Annotated in this window: 16 protein-coding genes; 9 read left to right on the plus strand and 7 right to left on the minus strand. The window is 69.3% G+C overall.

Going from position 1 to position 20,809, the window contains the following annotated elements:
- The first annotated feature begins 364 nt into the window (after nucleotides 1-364).
- Entirely contained in the window at nucleotides 365-1,087 is a 723-nt protein-coding gene (locus tag ACFVFQ_RS18540) for a hypothetical protein (protein ID WP_383416758.1), read from the plus strand.
- A gap of 78 nt (nucleotides 1,088-1,165) precedes the next feature.
- Here ACFVFQ_RS18540 and ACFVFQ_RS18545 read toward each other — a convergent pair whose 3' ends face one another.
- From ACFVFQ_RS18545 to ACFVFQ_RS18555, 3 genes are read right to left on the minus strand one after another with little or no spacing between them, the layout of a single operon-like run.
- Complete coding sequence (locus ACFVFQ_RS18545; RefSeq protein ID WP_383416761.1) at nucleotides 1,166-1,657, minus strand: hypothetical protein; 492 nt, start codon at nucleotides 1,655-1,657, stop codon at nucleotides 1,166-1,168.
- A gap of 40 nt (nucleotides 1,658-1,697) precedes the next feature.
- A complete protein-coding gene (locus ACFVFQ_RS18550; protein WP_383416764.1) occupies nucleotides 1,698-2,942 on the minus strand; it encodes a putative T7SS-secreted protein in 1,245 nt (414 codons plus the stop codon).
- A gap of 15 nt (nucleotides 2,943-2,957) precedes the next feature.
- Nucleotides 2,958-3,269: a hypothetical protein gene (locus ACFVFQ_RS18555; RefSeq protein ID WP_383416767.1), complete on the minus strand. Its 312-nt coding sequence runs from the start codon at nucleotides 3,267-3,269 to the stop codon at nucleotides 2,958-2,960.
- Between the two features lie 379 nt (nucleotides 3,270-3,648).
- Here ACFVFQ_RS18555 and ACFVFQ_RS18560 point away from each other — a divergent pair, with 379 nt between their 5' ends.
- Nucleotides 3,649-4,005 (plus strand): hypothetical protein, encoded by a 357-nt coding sequence (locus ACFVFQ_RS18560; RefSeq protein WP_383416772.1) that lies wholly within the window; start codon nucleotides 3,649-3,651, stop codon nucleotides 4,003-4,005.
- A gap of 200 nt (nucleotides 4,006-4,205) precedes the next feature.
- Nucleotides 4,206-4,739 (plus strand): hypothetical protein, encoded by a 534-nt coding sequence (locus ACFVFQ_RS18565; protein ID WP_383416775.1) that lies wholly within the window; start codon nucleotides 4,206-4,208, stop codon nucleotides 4,737-4,739.
- Nucleotides 4,740-4,829: 90 nt separating this feature from the next.
- On the opposite strand, the gene ACFVFQ_RS18570 is transcribed toward ACFVFQ_RS18565, so the two are convergent.
- From ACFVFQ_RS18570 to ACFVFQ_RS18580, 3 genes are all read right to left on the minus strand, one after another.
- Nucleotides 4,830-5,879, minus strand: a complete 1,050-nt coding sequence (locus tag ACFVFQ_RS18570) for an SUKH-4 family immunity protein (RefSeq protein ID WP_383416778.1) — start codon at nucleotides 5,877-5,879, stop codon at nucleotides 4,830-4,832.
- Complete coding sequence (locus ACFVFQ_RS18575; RefSeq protein WP_383416781.1) at nucleotides 5,876-8,212, minus strand: ATP-binding protein; 2,337 nt, start codon at nucleotides 8,210-8,212, stop codon at nucleotides 5,876-5,878. The genes ACFVFQ_RS18570 and ACFVFQ_RS18575 overlap by 4 nt, the downstream gene beginning before the upstream one ends.
- 657 nt (nucleotides 8,213-8,869) lie before the next feature.
- Nucleotides 8,870-9,274, minus strand: a complete 405-nt coding sequence (locus ACFVFQ_RS18580) for a hypothetical protein (RefSeq protein WP_383416784.1) — start codon at nucleotides 9,272-9,274, stop codon at nucleotides 8,870-8,872.
- Nucleotides 9,275-9,511: 237 nt separating this feature from the next.
- Here ACFVFQ_RS18580 and ACFVFQ_RS18585 point away from each other — a divergent pair, with 237 nt between their 5' ends.
- Both ACFVFQ_RS18585 and ACFVFQ_RS18590 read left to right on the plus strand, forming a co-directional pair.
- A complete protein-coding gene (locus ACFVFQ_RS18585; protein WP_383416787.1) occupies nucleotides 9,512-9,820 on the plus strand; it encodes a hypothetical protein in 309 nt (102 codons plus the stop codon).
- Nucleotides 9,817-10,569 (plus strand): WXG100 family type VII secretion target, encoded by a 753-nt coding sequence (locus tag ACFVFQ_RS18590; protein ID WP_383416790.1) that lies wholly within the window; start codon nucleotides 9,817-9,819, stop codon nucleotides 10,567-10,569. The genes ACFVFQ_RS18585 and ACFVFQ_RS18590 overlap by 4 nt, the downstream gene beginning before the upstream one ends.
- Before the next feature lie 201 nt (nucleotides 10,570-10,770).
- Here ACFVFQ_RS18590 and eccCa read toward each other — a convergent pair whose 3' ends face one another.
- Entirely contained in the window at nucleotides 10,771-14,733 is a 3,963-nt protein-coding gene (gene eccCa / locus ACFVFQ_RS18595; RefSeq protein ID WP_383416793.1) for a type VII secretion protein EccCa, read from the minus strand.
- 254 nt (nucleotides 14,734-14,987) lie between these two features.
- Between eccCa and eccD the strand changes: the two genes are divergently transcribed.
- The 4 genes from eccD (at nucleotide 14,988) to ACFVFQ_RS18615 (ending at nucleotide 20,784) form a co-directional block, all read left to right on the plus strand.
- On the plus strand, nucleotides 14,988-16,451 hold the full coding sequence (eccD, locus tag ACFVFQ_RS18600) for a type VII secretion integral membrane protein EccD (protein ID WP_383416796.1): 1,464 nt from the start codon (nucleotides 14,988-14,990) through the stop codon (nucleotides 16,449-16,451).
- Nucleotides 16,452-16,603: 152 nt separating this feature from the next.
- Nucleotides 16,604-16,891 carry a 30S ribosomal protein S15 gene (gene rpsO / locus ACFVFQ_RS18605; RefSeq protein ID WP_383416802.1) on the plus strand — a complete coding sequence of 96 codons (288 nt, stop codon included), beginning with the start codon at nucleotides 16,604-16,606 and terminating at the stop codon, nucleotides 16,889-16,891.
- A gap of 294 nt (nucleotides 16,892-17,185) precedes the next feature.
- Nucleotides 17,186-19,408: a polyribonucleotide nucleotidyltransferase gene (locus tag ACFVFQ_RS18610; RefSeq protein WP_383416805.1), complete on the plus strand. Its 2,223-nt coding sequence runs from the start codon at nucleotides 17,186-17,188 to the stop codon at nucleotides 19,406-19,408.
- Complete coding sequence (locus tag ACFVFQ_RS18615; protein ID WP_383416808.1) at nucleotides 19,405-20,784, plus strand: M16 family metallopeptidase; 1,380 nt, start codon at nucleotides 19,405-19,407, stop codon at nucleotides 20,782-20,784. Before ACFVFQ_RS18610 ends, ACFVFQ_RS18615 begins: the two co-directional genes overlap by 4 nt.
- The last annotated feature ends 25 nt before the right edge of the window (nucleotides 20,785-20,809 follow it).

Below are 20,809 nucleotides of genomic sequence, written 5' to 3' on the forward strand. Positions count from 1 at the left end.
GCTGGTCTGGGGCTTTAGTGGATACTCGTGAAATCAGTTAGTTTTGGGATGATGAGGGTGGCTGGCGTGGCCGATGTGTGGGTGTGAGGTGGGCAAGTTGTGTGCCAGCGTCCGGATACACGGTCCAGGATAAGGAGCGGTGGCGTCAACGGCGTTCACTGTCGAAGCCGCGGCCCAGCCGTCTGCTCCTCCACCCGCTGGGCGACTTGGCCTGGTGCTGTCAGACCAAGTCGCCCAGGGCTGTGCCCAGTTGTGTGAGGCCGTCAAGTTCGCCAGCAGAGTCTTCGGGGCTTGCGCAAGGTAACCGCAGAGGCGGTTCTCCGGGTGGTGCATCGCGTTCTGCAATGCGCCATACTCGTGCAGCGTGATCGATGGTGTATGGGCAGTACTCATTGAACTTGGCGCGTACCTGTTCGGGGCCATCATCTTTGGCCTCGTTGGCTGGAGTTGGTGGAAGAGCAGGAAAGAGGGGCGAAACAAGGAGCAGTTGAAGGAACTTGTCCGGTTCGCGAAGCAGCGAGGATGGCGCTACGCGGATTCCGCGAAGAGTAAGAACGGGCGTTACTTCACTGGGAAAGCAGCAGAAGAGGTGAAGGTGTATGACTCCGATGCGCATGACTTCATAACCGGCACGTTCCGTGGGCGCTCCTTCCGCTGCTTCGAACGGCGTCACCGCTCAGTCAATGCGGACGGTCCGAACTCGACATTGATTAATGCGACGTTCGAGCTGGAACTGCCGATGGCAGTGCCTTACACGACGATCAAGCGGCGCCGTCCACTGGATACTACGGAGGTCCGTTTGTTCGGTGGTAGCAAAGTGGTGAAGCTGGGCGACCCGGAATTCGACGAGGCGTTTCGTGTCATCGGTCACGACGAGGAGTTTGCGCGGCAGGTCCTGTCCGGGGGGTTGGCGCACTTCCTCGTCTCCGACCCTCGTGCCCAACACGAGCCACTTCGGCTCGATCAGAACATCCTCGCGACCTCGTACAGGGGAAGGCTTCGAGTGGAACAGGTCGAAGCGAAGCTGAACTATCTGTGTGACGTCTTGGATCGCCTGCCGATGCACACTGAAGGCCGACCCGGGTGACGCATGGTTCATGGGTGAGCCCCTCGCCTATGCGGTGTCAGCGAGGGGCTCACCCATGAGGTCAAGCCGCGTGAGATTTCACGCCTCGGCTGGATCCGCCGGGCGAAGAGACCGTACGAAGTCCTTGAAGTCCTCCGCGACCAGATCGAGTTGGGTCGGCTTGGCCGTCAAGGCAATCTCGATCACCGCCCGTTGGGTCGGGTCGTGCACATCCTGCATGACCAGGTAGACCTGGCTTTGGATCAAATCCAGGAGCCGCCCGCGCAGCGAGGTGGAGATGCGCAGCGTTTGCGTCAACGCGGGCGCTGCTGGGTTTCCCACTTGCTTTCGCTCGGCGATATTCACCGTCGCTGCCTCGCGCAGTCGTTGCACGGACTCTTCGGCGATCGTCACCAGGTCGGTTTCGTCCTGCAACGTGCCGGCGATCGTGATATTCGCGGTAAACCCCTCCCTCGACTCAGGGTGGAGCGCGACAAATGCCGCCCCGGGGGCGCCTACCTCATCGGGGGGCGCCGACTGCCAGCCCTCCGGCAGTGAAAACTCAATCTTCACCGGCAGCGTGGTCGCCATTGTGGATCAACTCCCTAGTGTGCAAGGTTCGAGGCTAACGTCATCCGAAGGGATTGAGCGATTCCAAGCCGTCACCAACCGCTTCAATGCCGTCGCCAAGCGCGTCTGCCACATCGCTGGCCGTGTCCACGACCTTGCCCGGGTCGATCTCGATCTGTCCGCCGACCTTGCCACCGATACCGAGTCCGACACCCACCGAGCCACCGATGACGAACTTGCCGTCCTTCATTCCGGCATCCACCTTGGCCTGGGCGCCGACTCCAGCCCATGCCTCGCCGTTGACACCAGCTCCGATACCGCCGAGGTCCGCGTGGGCGCTTCCTGTCGCCTTGGCACCTGCGAATGCCTCAGCGCCCAGGTGCGCGCCGCTCTTGCCCACGGACGCTGTTGTCGACGCTTCAGCACCCGCGAATGCCGAGCCTTCTGCCTTGGCGGTAAAGGCGCCGTTCTCGTAGCTGCCTTCCGCGGATGCCTTGGCAAGGTAGGCGGAACCGCTGAGTTTGGCTTCGAGGTTGCCGTCCTTGACGGAGCCGCCGATGGAGCCCTCCGCTCCGAGGAGATCGAGGCCGACCTTTCCGGACGCCTTTCCGTCTCCGACCTGCGTCTCACCGCTGGCCTCGGCGCCCCATACCTTCGCATCGCCCTTCCGCTCCCACAGCTTGGCTTCCCAGGACTTGCCGCCTGAGCGCTCGTCGGGACGCTGGCCGAAGGTTCGGTGTTTGTTCCGCCTCTGATCCCGTTGGGGGTCGCCCAGCGGATCGGATTCGTGCCACTTCTTCCATTCCCGAGTGGACTTCCCGGACTCCTTCTGCTGCTCGGCGGTTTTGCCCGCCTTCACCAGCCAGTCCGGTGCGTTGGAACCTCCGCCGGCCAGCTCCTCCAGCTTCTTACCGGCAGCTTCACCCTCCTCCCGCAGGTACTGGCGGGCGTTCTGCAACGTCGTTTGGGCCGGGGCTTCGGCGCCGGCGGCCCATAGCTCGATTGCCTCTGCGGCCTGTTGCTGCGCAGTGGTGAGTGCCGTGGCGTACTTGCTGACTGCCGCAGCCGCGTCGGACATCGCGTCGGATGCGTAGAGCCACTGTTTTTTCTCGCCGGAGAAGCTGTCCCAGAACTCGTTGCTGGCCTTCCCGGACCAGCCGGGAATGCGGACGGCGCCCAGTCTGTTCCCGACATCCTCGAATTTCCCGGAGTGCTTCCTCAGCGCCCCCGCGACCTCTTCCAAGGTCCCCGCGTCCCCGGGAATGAGCTGCTTGGGATCCGTTGTCTCGCCCAGCTCTGCTGCCATGTCTTTCCCCCGCCCCTACTGGCGAACACCGAACGGGTCCAAGCGCCCCTCCGCGAAGGCGTCCGCCTGCTCGTAGTTCTGGGCCAGCGTCTTGAGCTTCGACGCGGCTTCCTCCGAGCGGTCCTCAAGTGTCACGTGGGCCACGTCCCAGGTATCGCAGAACTTTTCAAACTTCCCGCTGAGGACTACGTCTCCTTGATCCGAGCTCTCAAAGCTGTCGTTCAGATCGCCAAACTCGATATCCCTGGCCGGCTCCAAGCACTTCAGAATGTCTGATGCGCCGCTTCTGAGCTCTGCTGGGTCAGCGCGAAAGCCGTCATTGTTCATACCCATGCTCGTATCAGTCCCCCTGAAAGCGCAGTGATGGTAGGCGAGTTGTCACTACCGCTCGGTGGACCTTAACACTATCTGTACGCCCGTCAGAAAACGTGACAGTGGGTCGGTATTCTGGGTTGGGGCAACTGATATGTGAATAAGGGGCGGATTTTTTGCTTCTGCATCTTGAAGTGGCGGACGGGGGCGCCGTGTGGCAGTCATCCATGGCTTCTACGCATTCGTCCTTCGCCGTCAGGTTGATGCGTGGGGTGGGGACGGGGTGTATGCGAGCGTCCGGTCGTATCGCCCGGGGCGGGGACGGTGGCGATACTGACGTTTGGCGGCGAAGTCGCAGCAAGGGGCTGCATGGCGTCCCGTAGCATTTCCGTTCATGGACATACCCGACGCGACCGACAGTGATCAGCCCGATCGGCGCGATCAGGCACTCCCGGAGGGCGGGTGCGAGGCGGAGGGCGAAGGCGGGCGCCGAAGTGAACTGACGCCCCGTCAAGCGCGCGTCCTACGGGTCGCGTTGGCCTCGGTGATGATGGCCGCGATGGCGGTGTTGCTCGTGCTGCGGTTGGCGTCCCGCGGGTCGGTATTGGTCGTCGGGGTGTACGGGGCGGCGCTCATACTCTGCGGCGTCGTCATCGAACTCGCGCGTAACGGGCGTACCCGACTGGGGAGTTGGCTGCTGGGCATCGGGCTGACCGCGGCCTTGGCGGCGGACTGGTTGCTGCTGCCCTAAGAGGCTTGAGCCGGGGTACGGATGTGGGCGGGGAGAACTGCCCCCGAATGCCCGGGCGCACAGGGAGCGGAACCACGGACGGCCGCGGCGGTGTCATCCCCTCCTGATACAAGTGAAACCGGTGTGTCGAGATCCGAGGAGTTGCTGTGTGGTTCGGTGGGCGTCAGAAGGCGCAGGGGTTCGGAGCCGTGGTACTTGCCATGTCCTTCGCCCTGGCGGGGTGCGGGACGAGCGCGAAGCAGACGGCCGAGAGCGTCCTGCCGCCGAGTGGGAGCATGCCGACGGAGCTCAGGAACCTCACCAACAAGCCGTCCAGCACGGTGCCTGCCAAGAAGTGCAGATCCACCGCGGACCGGCCCTCGGGCTGGTGCACGAGCGCCGTGGCGGACGGCCATGTCGCGTACGGGAACGGTGACCGGAGCAAGCGGGCTGTCTTCGACGCGGTCCTCTACCACAATGACACCGCGGCCAAGAAGGCCTTCCGGAAGTGGAAGACCTACATCGAGAGCCACTCGTCCAAGTACCGGATCCTGAACGGCGAGACGTTCGGGTCCGAGAGCGTGGCGTTCGTGGGCGCCAAGGGGGCGAGCCAGGACGACCAGGGGGTCGTGCTCCGCGAGGGCTCCTTCGTCGGCACGGTGGACTACCTCGGGAGCGGCAAGCGGGACGCCGTCGACGCCACGCTGAGCAAGCTGTCGAAGACCTTCACCGAACAGATGCAGAAGGAGGGGTAGGGCCCTTCCTCCCCCGGGGGCCAGTCCTCAAGCCGGCGCGGGTCGTCTCGACCCGCGCCGGCTTGAGCAAACTGCGTCGGCGCAGGGCAGTCAGAACACCCCGTGCCACATCTGCTCGGTCACCAGGGACCACCAGTTGTCGGGGTTGTCTAGGGACCAGGTGTCCAGGGAGATGAGGTGTTCCTGGAAGGTGGCGAGGGTGGCGCCTGAGGCGTAGGGGTCGAGGGGCGGGAGTTGTTGGCGGGTGGTGACGAGGAGGGCGAGGGAGCGGAGGTAGGCGGCGAGGGAGCGGTTGACGAAGCGGGCGCCGCCGGTGCCGGGTTGGATCGCCCAGACGGTGCCGAGCTGGCTCGGGTCGTCTTCCGGGGCGGTGCACTGGACGGCGAGGGTGTAGAGGCCGTCGGTGCCGAGGCGGACGTATCCGGTGAGGATGTCGAGGGTTTCCGGTCGGGCGTCGGTGCCGGATTCCCGGAGGTGGGTGGCGACGTCGGTGAACAGGCCGCCGGCCGGCGGGGTTTCGGGGGCGTCCGCGGTGAAGAAGTAGGGGACGCGGGTGGGGAGGCCGGCCTCGGTGAGGGTGGTCTGGGTGTCCTCGGGGAGCGTGGTGGCGGCCAGCGCCTCGGCGTCGGGGCGGCGGATGCCGTCGGGGCCGAAGACCTCGGCCAGGTGCGCGCCGAGGTCCGCGGGGGACAGCGGCGGCGCGGGGGCGACGGCCTGCGGGACGGGCGCGCGGTGCGGCGCGGGCGGCGCCGGGCGGCCGGCGAGCTGGTGCATGGTCTGGATGTGCCCGAGCAGGTCGGCGATGCCCGCGGCGCGCTCCTCGGGGCGGATGCCGTACTCCGCGGTGCAGGAGAACGCGGCGTTGGGGAAGGCCCGTAGGACGAAGTCGCCGGTGTAACCGCCGGGCAGCATCGTCGGGCGCAGGTCGGTGTGGACCGCGCGGACCGAGGCCCCGTCGACGCCCAACCGCCGTAGCTCGTCGTGGAGTTGGTACTCGGCGGGCGGCAGGCCGGGCCGGGAGACCTTGGCGAGGCTGCTCTCCTCGCCGGTGGACGGGTCGACGTAGGTCGCCACGGCGGTGTTGCCGGGCCCGGTGACCGGCGGCTGGGCGGCGGCGTCGGCCGGTGCCTGGGTGTTCACGAGGGGTCTCCTTCGGGGCCGTGGGCGCTGCCGGTGGCAGCGGCGGCGTCGGGGGACGCGGTGGGTTGGGCGGGAATGGGGGAAGCCTCGGTGGTTCCGGTGGACCCGGTTGCTTCTGTGGCCTCTGGGGCCTCTGTTGAGGGGGAGGTGGGGGCCGGGGCGAGGAGTTGGCGGGCCGTCACGCCGCGGGCCGTGGCCGCGAGCAGGATGCCCTCCGACGAGAGGTCGGCGTCCTGGAACGGGGAGTCGGAGAGCAGCGCGGTGACCACCTCGCCGCCGTCCCTGGACCACACCCGCAGGTAGTCGGCACCGCGACTGATGCCGTACCGGGCCGCCGCCCGCTGCTCCTCCGACGGGCCCAACACCTGGGCGGGGTCGGCCTCGACGTAGCCGGGGCGGAGCAGATCGTGGAGGAGGAGGGCGACGGGGGCGGTAGTGGTGGTGTCGGAGGGGACGGATGCGTCTGGTGCTTCCGAGGCGTCCGCCGGGGCCGGAGTGTCGGTCGGGGCCGGTGCGTCCTCCGGGGCCGGAGGTGTCGTCGGGGTCGGCAGCGGGCGGGAGCCCGGGGTACCGGCGGGGACGATCAGCGCGGCGACGGGACGGGGGGCGTTCGGTTGGGCCTCGTCGGGCGTCGTCGGCTCCTGGGGCGGGAGGTAGCCGGTCGTCACCGAGGCGACGCCCTGGATCGGCAGGCTCCACAGGGTGCGCCACGGCAGGGCCAGGTTCAGGCCGTGCAGCGCCTCGGCGTACGCCGGCAGGTCGTCCTCGACGAACGCGGTCTCCAGCAGCGCGGCCCGCATCTCGGCCGGGGCCTCGGAGCGGGTGAACAGCGGCGCGGTGCGCAGGTAGGTGCGGGCCGGCGCGCCCAGTTGGTCGAGCGGCACGGCCTCCATGGCGGTGCGCAGCGTTACCGGGTCGGCATAGGTGAACAGGCCCGGGTCGGTGAGGAGTTGGGGGAGCAGCCCGGCGTCGAGGGTGTGCGCGGCCAGGTGGTCGCGGACGTAGGGGTCGGCCCGGGACCAGTCCTGCTGGGGGACCGCCTCCAGTAGCGCCATGGCGATCCTGGTCTGGGCGCCCCGGGGGTCGGGGATGCCGGAGCGGATCTCGGCGGCGAGGGCCGGGTGCGTCAGGCGGATCAGCGTGCGGGTCGGGGCGGCGGCGGGAGCGAAGTCCGCGCCCGCATCAGAGTCCGCGCCCGCGCCCGCATCAGAGTCCGCGCCCGCGTCCACATCCGAGTCCGCGTCCGCCGGGTGTTCCACCGGCTCCACGAACGGGGCGGCGAGCAGCATCCCCTCGGCGAGCACCTGGCCCATGTCGCGCCCCGTGACGGCGTTCGCCAACGGGTGCCACAGGTGGACCGGAAGCCCGTCGCCCTCGGCGAACGCGAGGGGGGCCAGCATCTGCCGGAGCGTCGACCCGTCGGAGCCGAGGCGGCGGGCGTGCAGATCGAGCACCTCGCCGACGCTGCCGGGCAGTTGGGCCAGGTCGGCAGGGTCGGTCGGGTCGAAACCCTCGGAGTCGAAACCCTCGGAGTGGGTGAACAGTGCGCGCGTGGCCAGATGGAGGGTGAGCCGGCTGCCGTTCGCCCGTTGGGCCAACGCCCGGGCCAGCTCCCTACGGGCGGCCGGGTCGGTGGTGAACGGCAGCTCGGGGGCGCCCGCCTCCGGCGTGAGCGCGGTCTCGGCGTGCAGGACCAGGCCCTCGGGGTCGGCCCACTCGGGCTCGTCGAGGTCGATCACCTGCACCTGACCGGACGGCAGCGCACCGGCCAGCTCGGCGGCGAGTTCGCGGGGGACGTCGGCGAGCAGGTGGACCGTCGGGGTCGCGGCGAGCGGGGCGAGGACCTCGCGCACCAGGCGCGTCGGCTCGTCGGCGGCGCGCACCGGGCCGGCGAGGTCCACGTCCGGTACGACGACCGTCAACGGCTCCTCGCGGGCGGCGAGTTCGGGGAAGACGTCCGCCGCGCGGCCGGCCGCCAGGCCGAAATGGTCGGCGAGGAGCCACAGCGTCTGCGCGGCCGTGCGGCCCCGCGGGTCGGGCACCGCCGGGGCCGGGAGGTCCGGTGGGACCGTCGCCGGGTCCATGTCGTCCAGCGGGAGCTGCTTGCGGTAGTCCGGGTCGCACATCATCAGGAAGCCCAGGACCAGGCGGGAACGCCCGCTGCCCGGATTGCCGGTGAGCACGACGACGCGCGGGGCGCCCGGCCACCGCATGCGCCAGGCGGCGAGCGCGCGGAGGACCGCGGTGCGGCCGCCGATGAACGGGTGGGGCACGTAGTGGTCCGTCTTGCCGGCAGCTTCGGCCGAGGAGTTCATGACTGGCTCGTCCCCCATTGATCCCGCCTTCCACTTCCGTGGATCCGTGCGTGTACTGGCTAGATCCTATGATCCGGGTCGGGTGGGTGGGACGGCCGAGGGGTGGCTGTTCCGGAACCGGGACAGAATCCGGGCCGGCGGGTGGGGCAGAAACCGGTGTGGAGTGGGGTGTTGCCGGTGGAGCGGGTGGGAGTGGAGTGGAGCCGAGTCGGGGGACGGGAGCGATACTCGCCCTAACCGCCTTACGCCTCTTGATCCCGTTGACCCTGCTGAACCACCTTTAAGTCCTCTTGGTTCCGCTATTCCCGATTTGCAAATTCCGGACGGTCGCGGCGCCGGCGGCGGTGTCGTGCGTTTGCGCGCCGGAGCGTTTGCCGACGCGCTATGAGGCGCTATTCGGAACGTGATCCCCCAGCGGGGATTTGACGCACCTCTCAGGTGCGGGATGCCGAACGTCACGTCGTATGCCGAACCTCGCCCCCGAACTGGGCGCGAAATCCGGATGATTGCGGACAGAGTGATTGCGGGCAGAGCGGGTGATCACGGCGATTGGTGATCACGGTGTTTGATGATCAGGGCGTTGGTGATCACGGCGGAAAACCGTCCGCCCCCACCGCGCCGGTCGCCTCGCGCGCCGGCCCGACGGGGGCGGATCGTCCTGGTCGCCCGCGGGCCTCAGCGGTGGCCGCGGCCGGTGGCACCCCGGCGCGGGCCGGTGACGAGGTTGAGGCTGGGGCCGTCGCGCTCGGCGCGCTCGCGGTCCTCCTCCTCTTCCTGCTTCTTCTGCCACTCGACGAACTTGGCGTGGGACGCCTCCCGCTCCTCCGCCGTCTGGTTCTCGGCCGCCCGCCGGATCTGGCTCATCCGGTCGCCCAGCGCGTCCATGTAACCGGGCGTCTCGATGGCCTCCTTCATGCCCATCCGGCCCGAGAGCACCTCCTTGGCCATCTCCTGGAGCTTGCCACCCACATTGGGGTTCTCCGCGAGCACCTTCAGCGCCTTCCGCAGCCGGTGCGCCTGCTCCTGGTCATGGGCGACATCCATCAGATCCTCGTCCTGGATCTGCCGCTCATTGCTCATCACTGCCCCCTTGTACGTGGTGGCACAGCAACCGCGCGTGCTGTACCGGCGTCCCGAGTGTAATGACGGATGTGAACGGGTCGTCAAGGCAGGGTTGTCGCTATTGCCGCATATTGCTCCGGGGTCGCTTCGCGCGCGCCCGGAATCCGTTCCGCGCGGGGCTTCACGGGTATTGCGGGTGTGCTAGACCTGAGGCGATGTTCAGCAGGTCGCTGTCATTCAATTCGGGGAGAAATGATGTCCGATGAAGTCCGGCTCAGTACCGAGGCGTTGCACAAGCTCGGTACGACCTTTGAGATCCGTGCGGAAGAACTGAGCCGGCAACTGGACGCATTCAGACGGCGCGCGGACGCGGAGGCGCTGCGCGACGGTTTCGGCAGCGACGAGGAGGCCCGGCCGCACCGCGAGCTGTTCGAGGAGGCCGAGCGCGCGCTGGCGCAGCTCCAGCAGCGGCTGGCCGAGGTTGGCAGCGACATCAAGGAGACCGCCGCCAACGCGCAGGCGGCCGAGGACGAGCTGGTCGAGATGATGCGGAGCGTCAAGTGACCGAACCACGACGCAATCCCCACGCGCTGCACGAGGCGGCGGCCGGCTGGCGGGACATGGGCAAGCACCTGGACGGGCTGGTCCGCGACCTCGACCGGCACGTCGGCACCGCCGCCGCGGCCGACTGGCACGGCCCGGCCGGTGAGGCGTTCGCCGCCGAGTGGCACCAGCTCAAGCGGTCCGTCGACGACTCCCTGCCGGCCTTCGAACTGGCCGCGGCCGACCTGGACAGCGCGGCCGCCACCCACCACACCGGCGGCGCCGACGACAGCCACGACGCCGCCGCCACGGGCGCCGCGCAGCAGGGCGGCGGCCAGTCGTCCGGCCCCCAAGTCGCCTACGGCTTCATGGCGTTGGGTCAGCTCGCCAACGGGCTCGGCGGCGCGCTCGGCAAGCGCGGTCGGGGCGGCGGCGGGGGCGGTCAGAGCCAGGCGCCGCAGCTGCGGCACCAGTGGGAGTCGTCCTCGGCCGCCCACGGGCCCGACCCGTTCGGGACGCCCCGGGACGGCGAGGCCGCGACGCGCGGCGGCGAGGGCCTGGCCAAGGGCGTTCGCACGAACCCGGCCGAGGCGCAGCGCGACGCGGAGCAGCAGGAGACGAAGGCCACCGCGCCGCAGCAGAAGGCGGGGGAGAAGGCCGGGGAGAAGCCGGCCGAGGAGAAGCAGACCCCGGCCACCGACAAGGTCGGGGAGCAGAGCGCCGACAAGGCCCCCGGCCCCGACGTCACCCAACACGGCGCCTTCGGCTGACCCGAAGCGGTACACACGGACACCGCACATAAGACACCGCACACAGACACCGCACACACAGGCACCACACACCCGCGCACAAGTCACCCGCGTACAAAACACCGGTGGGGCGCCCCTCCCAAGAGGGGCGCCCCACCGCCGTCATACGGGCCACAGGCCACCGGTCACGACGACCGGCTATACCGGTCTACCGGCCCCCGGTCACTGCCCGCTCAACGGCAGGAAGCCCGTCTGGACCAGCTGCGCACCGCGCTTGCGCGTGATGAACATGCCTCGTCCCGGCGTCAGTTGCTGACCCTTGACGTTGCCCATCAGCGGGCCCTCGGCCGGGTCGGCGGACAGGATCAGGCCCTGCGCGCCGAGCTCCTTGGAGCGCTGCATGACCGGCTCGAACGAGGACCGGCCGGCACCCGAGGAGCTGCGCGCCAGGATCAGGCGCAGACCCAGGTCACGGGCGAACGGCAGGTACTCCAGCAGCGGTTGCAGCGGGTTGCCGCTGCTGGTCGCCACCAGGTCGTAGTCGTCGACGATCACGAACGCGTCCGGCAGGTCGTACCAGCTGCGGTTGCGCAGCTGCTCCGGCGTGACGTCCGGGCCCGGCATCCGCCGGCCCAGCGAACCGGCCAGCCCGGAGATGACCTCCTGCAACTGCGGCCCCGCGGCACAGTACTTGTACACGTGCGAGTCGGGGAGCTCGCCGAGCAGCGCGCGCCGGTAGTCGGAGACCACCATCAGCGCCTTGTCGGACGCGTACCGCTCCGCGATCTGCTTGGTCAGCAGGCGCAGCAGCGAGGACTTGCCGGACTCGCTCTCGCCGTAGATGACCAGCAGCGGGTCGGTCTCGAAGTCGATGAACGCCGGGGACAGCGTGGTCTCGTCGACGCCGATCGCGATGCCGTGCTCCGGGTAGTCGCCGCCCCGGGGCAGGTCGGAGGCGTGCAGCATGGTCGGCAGCATCCGCACCTTGGGGGCGTGCTCGCCCTGCCAGTGCTCGTTGACCGTCTGCACCAGGTTGGCGACGCCGTCGCTGAGGGTCTCCGGGTCCTGCATGCCGTCCAGGCGCGGCAGCGCGGCCAGGAAGTCCAGCTTGTCCGGGGAGAGACCGCGGCCCGGCTTGCCCATCGGGACGTTCTCCGCGCGCTTGCGGTCGAACTCCGACTCCATCGGGTCACCCAGGCGCAGCTCGACGCGGTTGAGGAGCTGGTCGCGCAGGGCGGGACGGACCTCGGTGTAGCGGGAGGCGCCGATGACCAGGTGGACACCGAAGCCGAGACCCCGGCCGGCGATGTCCAGGATCACCGGGTCGAGCTGCTCGTAGTCGGTCTTGAACGTGCCCCAACCATCGATGATGAGGAAGACGTCGCCCCACTTCTGGTCGGGGAAGGCGCCCGCGGCCCGCCGCTGGCGGTAGGTCGCGATGGAGTCGATGTTGTTGGAGCGGAAGAACTCCTCGCGCTCGTTGAGGATGCCGGTGACCTCGGCGACTGTGCGGCGGACCTTCTCCGCGTCCAGTCGCGAGGCGACCCCGCCGACGTGCGCCAGGCCCTCCATGCTCAGCATGCCGCCGCCGCCGAAGTCCAGGCAGTAGAACTGCACTTCGGCCGGGGTGTGGGTGAGCGCGAACCCGGCGATCGTGGACCGGATCAGGGTCGACTTGCCGGACTGCGGACCACCGACGACCAGGCCGTGACCGGCACCGGCGGAGAAGTCCAGGTACATCACGTCACGCCGCTGCTCGAACGGCTTGTCCACCAGCGCGACCGGCACCACCAGCTTGCCCAGCGCGGTGTACTCCGGTGCGTGCACGCCCCGTTCGGGGGTGACGGCCAGGGCCGGCAGCAACTGGTTGACCGTGGGCGGCTCCTCCAGCGGCGGCAGCCACACCTGGTGGGCCGGCGGGCCCTGCCCCTGCATCCGCTGGACCATGACGTCCAGGACGGTGTCGGCCAGCGCGTCGTCGACCTCGTTGGGGTCCGGCTCGATCGGGGTCGGGTCCTCGATGATCTGCTCGATGACCGGGGCCGCGGTGAACGGCACCGGCAGCCGGTTCGACCCGCCACCGCCACCGCCGGCGCGCCCGCCGCCGTTCGGCCCCCGGTACGTGCCGGAGACGTAGGCGGCCTTGAACTGGACCATCGTCTCGGTGTCGTACTTCAGGATGCCGGAGCCGGGGACGTTCGGCAGGTGGTAGGCGTCCGGCACACCGATCGCGGTGCGCGACTCGGCGGCCGAGAAGGTGCGCAGACCCAGGCGGTAGGAGAGGAAGGTGTCCAGACCGCGCAGCTTGCCCTCTTCCAGACGCTGCGAGGCGAGCAGCATGTGCACACCCATGGACCGGCCGATGCGGCCGATCTGGATGAACATCTCGATGAAGTCGGGCTTGGCGGCGAGGAGTTCGGAGAACTCGTCGATGATCATCACCAGCGACGGCAGCGGGTCCAGCGGGGCGCCGGCGGCCCGCGCCTTCTCGTAGTCGGTGATGTTGGCGTAGTTGCCCGCCGAGCGCAGCAGCTCCTGACGGCGCTGGAGTTCACCGGTGATCGAGTCGCGCATGCGGTCGATCAGGGTGACGTCCTCGCCGAGGTTGGTGATGACCGCCGCGACGTGCGGCATGTCCGCCATGCCCGTGAAGGTGGCGCCACCCTTGAAGTCGGCGAGGATGAAGTTCAGGGTCTCCGAGGAGTGCGTGACCGCGAGCGCGAGCACCAGGGTGCGCAGCACCTCGGACTTACCGGAACCGGTCGCGCCGACACACAGGCCGTGCGGACCCATGCCCTGCTGCGAGGCTTCCTTGATGTCCAGCATGACCGGCTGGCCGTCGCGGTCGACACCGATCGGCACCCGCAGCCGCTCGGCCAGCGTCCGGGGACGCCAGGTGCGCGAGACGTCCAGCGTGCCGGCGTCGCCGATGTTGAGCAGGTCGGTGAAGTCCAGTGCGGACAGCAGCGGTTCCTCGCCGTCCGCCCCCGCACCGGCCCGCAGGGGGGCCAACTGCCGGGCCAGCGCCTCCGCTTCGGCGATCGACAGGGTGTCGCACACGCCGTGGTAGACCGCGCCGCTCGCGGACTCCAGCACCAGCTTCTCCGGCCACACCTGCACGGCCAGGCCGCCGCGGATCTCGTCGAGGTCGCCCGGCACGATCTCCAGGATGGTGACGCCCTGGAGGCCCTCGGCCCCGGCGATCACCGAGTCCATCGGGACGTCGCCGCCGTCCAGCACGATGACGACGTGCGGGGTGTCGGTCACCGGCTGGCCCTGCGGGTTGAACCGCCCGCGGCCCTCCAGCTCGTCCGCCAGCAACTCCTCGATCTCACCGAGGTCCGAGACCACCAGCCGGCGGGTGCCGGCGCCGTCGGTGGTCTTGTCCTGGACCTGCGGCAGCCACTTCGTCCACTCCCACTCGGCCTGCGCACCCGGCGCGGCAACGACGGCCACCACCAGGTCCTCGGGCGAGTGCAGGGTGCACAACTGGGCGATGATGGCGCGGGAGGCGCCGTAGACGGTGTCCGGGTCACCTGAGACGGTCAGGTGGTAGAAGGCGCGCAGCGACACCGCCAACGGGAGGTTCTCCAGATGGCCGTGCTTGTCGAGGAACTCCTTCATCGCGTGCGCGGTCAGCGGCTCCAGCTCATCGACCGGCGCGGTCTCCGGTGCGCGCAGCGGCGTGCCGAGCTGCTGCGGCCCCAATCCCAGGCGCACTTGGGCGAAGTCCGGGTCGTTCACCCGGCGCTCCCACACCCGCTTGCCCTCGGCGACCACGGACCACAACTGGCTCGGGTCGGGATGGGTGAACAGCTGCGCGTCCCGCTGCCTGCGCGCGGTGCGGCGCACCTCTTTCCGCTTCTGCGCAAGGTACTTGAGGTAGTCCTGGCGCTCCTGGAGCATCTGTCCGGAAGGCCCCTGGCGGGACTTGACGATCTGCATGATCGCCATCGACAGCGTGGCAGCAACCATGAAGCCGCCCATGACCATCATGAACGGCTGTTTCCCCATGAACAGGAAGCCCGCCGAAGACGCCATGCCCATCATGGGCATGAAGGTCATCAGCAGACTCTCCGGCTCTCCCTGTCGGGGGAGTTCCGGAGGTGCCTCAAGTACCACCTCCTCCGAGGGGACTTCAGGTGGAAGCGCGCGGGGCGGGCGCTTGACGATGACAACGCTCACCGAGGCATCAGTCCTTCATGCATCTCGCAGTCTCGGACCGCCCCCGTTGGATTCGACGGTCCCCCGAGCCAAGTCCTTGGCCCGACGCAGGCGTTGATCCTACTGTTAGGCGTCAAGTCAAGGGGTGGGTGGGGCAGTGCCCCGATCGGACGGTACGCTGACGCCCCGCGAGCGCGCCACAGCCCCGTACGGACGGCCTTATATATAGGGCGCGCGACGCGACAAAACGCCCAACGGATAGGGGGAACCGCCAGGTGAGCACGAGCACTGGCACCGGCTTTTGCCGGGTCACTGTCGCCGCGCCGGACGCACGGATCGACGTGGCGCTGCCGGAGGACGTGGCACTCGTCGATATCTACCCGGAGATCCTGCGGCTCTCCGGGCAGTCCCAGGCCGAGGGCGCCCCGACCGGGTACCACCTCGTACGGCGCGACGGCACCGTCCTCGACGCCGGGCAGTCGCTCGCGCAGCAGCAGATCCTCGACGGCGACCTGCTGCTGCTGAAGCCGTTCGCGGAGTCGCTCCCGCTGCCCGTCTTCGACGACGTCTCGGACGCCATCGCCTCCGCGGTCAAGCAGAACCGCAGCCGCTGGAGCGATGACCTGATGCGGGTCGTCGGCCTCAGCGCCGGCGTGCTGCTGCTGGTGATGATGGCGTTCGCGCTGTGGTTCTCGAACCCGGTCAACCGCGACATGCACCGGCTGCCCGGCATCATCGCCGGCGTGGTCGGCGTCGTCCTGGTCGCCCTGTCCGGCGTCCGCGCCCGGGTCTACGACGACCACGCCTCCTCGATCGCGCTGGGGTTGGCGTCGCTGCCGCACCTGCTCATCGCCGGCTCCGGCATCTTCCCCGTCGATACGGGCGGCGGCCCCGGCCGGCTCCACCTGCTCGTCGGCTGCGTGACCGTACTGATCGCGTCCGTGCTCCTGGTGGTCATGCTGCCGCGTGGTGACGCCCCCTTCGTCGCGGCCGCGTTCCTCTCCGCCATCGGCACCCTCTCGGTCTTCGCCGCGATCCTCACCGACGCCGCCCCGATCGAGGTCGCCGCGGTCACCGCCGTGGTCTCCATCGCCCTGGTGGCCTGGCTGCCCAGCCTCTCCGCGCGCTTCGCCCGACTCCCGATCGGCTACCAGTCGCCCGACCAGATCGCCAAGGGCGCCCTGGAGAGCGGCTCCGAGGCCGAGTCCGTCGACTTCGTGAAGATCGGCAACCAGGCCAAGCGCGGCCACGAGCTGCTGCTGGGCCTGGTCGCCGGCTGCTCCGCCCTCGTCGTCGGCTCCGCCGGCGTCGTCCTCGGCTTCTCGGACAACGTCTGGGCCCAGGTCATGGCGCTCGCCGCGGGCATCACGATCATGCTGCGCGCCCGGCTCTTCGACTACACCGCGCAGGTCGCCTGCCTGACCATCGCCGGCATCCTCACCATCGTGCTGCTCGTCCTGGGCATCGCGCTGCACCCGCCGATGGACATCTTCGTCAACCTGGAGCGCTTCCAGGACTCCGGCCCGCTGAACGTCCGCACCGTCTGGTTCTCCAGCAGCATCGCGGTGGGCGCGGCCATCCTCGTCGGCGTCGGACTGATCGTCCCGAAGAAGGGCGTCACCCCCTTCTGGGGCCGGATCTTCGACATCTTCGACGGCCTGGTCCTGCTGTCCCTGGTGCCGCTGTGCCTGGCGGTGCTGAACGTCTACAGCACCGTCCGCGGCCTGACCGGCAACTAGCCGCGACATCGGACCCCACGGCGGCCCCTCGACCACCCGGTCGGGGGGCCGTCGCCAGCTGGTACGCTGTGTGACGGTCCACTGGAGTAATCGAAGATTCCCTGTGTAGTAATTCCAGGGGCGCTCGTGGACCGGAACCCCAAGGAGTACGGATGTCGCTCGACGTCGCCACGAAGAAGCAGATCATTGCCGAGTTCGCCACCAAGGAGGGTGACACCGGCTCCCCCGAGGTCCAGGTCGCGCTGCTCTCCCGCCGCATCTCGGACCTGACCGAGCACCTCAAGACCCACAAGCACGACCACCACTCCCGCCGTGGTCTGCTGCTGCTCGTCGGCCAGCGCCGCCGCCTGCTGCAGTACCTGGCGAAGAAGGACATCACGCGCTTCCGCGCGCTGGTCGAGCGCCTGGGCATCCGCCGCGGCGCGGCGGGCGCCAAGTAAGACGCCGTAGAGGGAGCGGTTCCCGCCGGGGGCCGCTCCCTTTGCCGTACGCACCGGACACCGGTACCACCGCATGGTGGACGGATGCTTTGTAGTCTGGTGCCATATCGCAAAAGCGAACGCGGTAGAGCGCCCTTTGGCCGCCGGTCCTCGGTAGTGGCCCCCGGACCGCCCGTGGTCACCCCATGAGGCAGCACTCCGGGTGCTTCGATCGAAGACCGGCCCGCACCGGCGCTCCACCGAAGACGGTCCCCTGCCACACGGGCAGCGGACGCAGACGAGGAGATATTCCTGGTGGAGAACGAGACCCACTACGCCGAGGCCGTTATCGACAACGGTTCGTTCGGCACCCGCACCATCCGCTTCGAGACGGGCCGCCTGGCCAAGCAGGCCGCCGGCTCCGCCGTCGCGTACCTGGACGACGACACCATGGTGCTGTCGGCCACCACCGCCTCCAAGCAGCCGAAGGACCAGCTGGACTTCTTCCCGCTGACCGTCGACGTCGAGGAGCGGATGTACGCAGCCGGGAAGATCCCCGGCTCCTTCTTCCGCCGTGAGGGCCGCCCCTCCGAGGACGCCATCCTCACCTGCCGCCTCATCGACCGGCCGCTGCGTCCGTCCTTCAAGAAGGGCCTGCGCAACGAGATCCAGATCGTCGAGACGGTCATGGCGCTCAACCCCGACCACCTCTACGACGTGGTCGCCATCAACGCCGCCTCCTGCTCCACGCAGCTGGCCGGCCTGCCCTTCTCTGGCCCCGTCGGCGGCACCCGCGTCGCCCTGATCAACGGCCAGTGGGTGGCGTTCCCGACCCACACCGAGCTGGAGGACGCGGTCTTCGACATGGTCGTGGCCGGCCGGGTGCTGCCCGACGGCGACGTCGCGATCATGATGGTCGAGGCCGAGGCCACCGAGAAGACCATCGAGCTGGTCAAGGGCGGCGCCGAGGCCCCGACCGAAGAGGTCGTCGCGGCCGGCCTGGAGGCCGCCAAGCCGTTCATCAAGGTCCTGTGCAAGGCCCAGTCGGACCTGGCCGCCAAGGCCGCCAAGCCGGTCGGCGAGTTCCCGATCTTCCTCGACTTCCAGGACGACGTCCTGGAGGCGCTCACCAAGGCCGTCAAGGGCGAGCTCGCCCAGGCGCTCACCATCGCCGGCAAGCAGGAGCGCGAGGCCGAGCTGGACCGCGTCAAGGCGCTCGCCGCCGAGAAGCTCCTCCCGGACTTCGAGGGCCGCGAGAAGGAGATCTCCGCCGCGTACCGCGCGCTGACCAAGTCCCTGGTCCGCGAGCGCGTCATCAAGGAGAAGAAGCGCATCGACGGCCGCGGCGTCACGGACATCCGTACGCTCGCCGCCGAGGTCGAGGCGATCCCGCGGGTGCACGGCTCCGCGCTGTTCGAGCGTGGCGAGACCCAGATCCTGGGCGTCACCACCCTCAACATGCTCCGCATGGAGCAGCAGCTGGACACCCTCTCCCCGGTGACCCGCAAGCGCTACATGCACAACTACAACTTCCCGCCGTTCTCCGTCGGTGAGACCGGCCGCGTGGGCTCGCCCAAGCGCCGCGAGATCGGCCACGGTGCGCTCGCCGAGCGCGCCATCGCGCCGGTGCTGCCGACGCGCGAGGAGTTCCCCTACGCGATCCGCCAGGTCTCCGAGGCGCTGGGCTCCAACGGCTCGACGTCCATGGGCTCGGTCTGCGCCTCGACGATGTCGCTGCTGAACGCCGGTGTGCCGCTCAAGGCCCCGGTCGCCGGCATCGCCATGGGCCTGATCTCCCAGGAGATCGACGGCAAGACCCACTACGTCGCCCTCACCGACATCCTCGGTGCGGAGGACGCCTTCGGTGACATGGACTTCAAGGTCGCCGGCACCAAGCAGTTCGTCACCGCGCTCCAGCTCGACACCAAGCTCGACGGCATCCCCGCCTCGGTCCTGGCCGCCGCGCTGAAGCAGGCCCGCGACGCCCGCCTGCACATCCTCGACGTGATGAACGAGGCCATCGACGTCCCGGACGAGATGTCGCCGAACGCGCCGCGGATCATCACCGTCAAGATCCCGGTGGACAAGATCGGTGAGGTCATCGGCCCCAAGGGCAAGATGATCAACCAGATCCAGGAGGACACCGGCGCCGACATCACGATCGAGGACGACGGCACCATCTACATCGGTGCCGCCGACGGCCCGGCCGCCGAGGCCGCCCGCGCCACGATCAACGGCATCGCCAACCCGACCATGCCGGAGGTCGGCGAGCGCTACCTGGGCACCGTCGTCAAGACGACCACCTTCGGTGCGTTCGTGTCCCTGCTCCCGGGCAAGGACGGCCTGCTGCACATCTCGCAGATCCGCAAGCTGGCCGGCGGCAAGCGCGTCGAGAACGTCGAGGACGTGCTCGGCGTGGGCGCCAAGGTCCAGGTCGAGATCGCCGAGATCGACCAGCGCGGCAAGCTCTCCCTGATCCCCGTGATCGAGGACGAGGACGCCGCCAAGGACGACACGAAGGACGACGCCGCCAAGTGACGTCCCGCACGCACGCGACGACGGCCCGCACCTCCTCTGAGGGGCGGGCCGTCGCCCGTACCCAAACGCTTCTGAAGGGCACCGCGGGGGCCGGCACGGTCCGCCGCACCACCCTCCCCGGTGGCCTGCGCGTGGTCACCGAGACGCTGCCCACCGTCCGTTCGGTCACCTTCGGGATCTGGGCGCACGTCGGCTCCCGCGACGAGACGCCGTCCCTGAACGGTGCCACCCACTACCTGGAGCACCTGCTCTTCAAGGGCACCGAGCGCCGCTCCGCCCTGGACATCTCGGCCGCCGTCGACGCGGTCGGCGGCGAGATGAACGCCTTCACGGCGAAGGAGTACACCTGCTACTACGCGCGGGTGCTCGACACCGATCTGCCGCTCGCCATCGACGTGGTGTGCGACATGCTCACCGGCTCGCTGATCGAGGCCGCGGACGTGGACGCCGAGCGCGGGGTGATCCTCGAAGAGATCGCGATGACCGAGGACGACCCCGGCGACTGCGTGCACGACCTGTTCGCGCACACCATGCTCGGCGACACCCCGCTGGGCCGCCCGGTCCTGGGCACCGTCGACACCGTCAACGCGCTCACCCCCGACCGCATCCGCCGCTTCTACAAGAAGCACTACGACCCGACCCACCTGGTCGTCACCGCCGCCGGCAACGTCGACCACGCCAAGGTCGTCCGGCTGGTGCGCCGGGCCTTCGAGCGGGCCGGCGCGCTGGGCCGCCCGGAGGCCGCCCCGCTCGCCCCGCGCGGCGGCCACCGCCCGCTGCGCACCGCCGGCCGGGTCGAACTGCTCAACCGCCGGACCGAACAGGCCCACGTGGTCCTGGGCATGCCCGGCATGTCCCGCAACGACGACCGGCGTTGGGCGATGGGCGTGCTGAACACCGCCCTGGGCGGCGGGATGAGCTCCCGTCTCTTCCAGGAGGTCCGCGAGAAGCGCGGCCTGGCCTACAGCGTGTACTCCTTCACCTCGGGCTTCGCCGACTGCGGCCTGTTCGGCGTCTACGCCGGCTGCCGGCCCAACCAGGTGCACGACGTGCTCAAGATCTGCCGCGACGAGCTCGACACGGTGGCGTCCGAGGGCCTCACCGACGACGAGATCCGGCGCGCGATCGGTCAGTTGCGCGGCTCCACGGTCCTCGGCCTGGAGGACACCGGCGCCCTGATGCACCGGCTCGGCAAGAGCGAACTGTGCTGGGGCGAGCACATGTCGGTCGACGAGGTGCTGGCCCGGATATCGGCGGTGACCCCGGACGAGGTCCGCGCGGTGGCCCGTGATGTCCTGGGCGCACGCCCCTCGCTGTCCGTCATCGGCCCCCTGAAGGACCGGCAGGCGGCCCGCCTGGACGACGCCGTCGCCTAGGCGGTGTCGGCGGGCAGCCCCACCA

It is taken from the genome of Streptomyces sp. NPDC057743, assembly GCF_042798755.1.
Classification (GTDB): domain Bacteria; phylum Actinomycetota; class Actinomycetes; order Streptomycetales; family Streptomycetaceae; genus Streptomyces.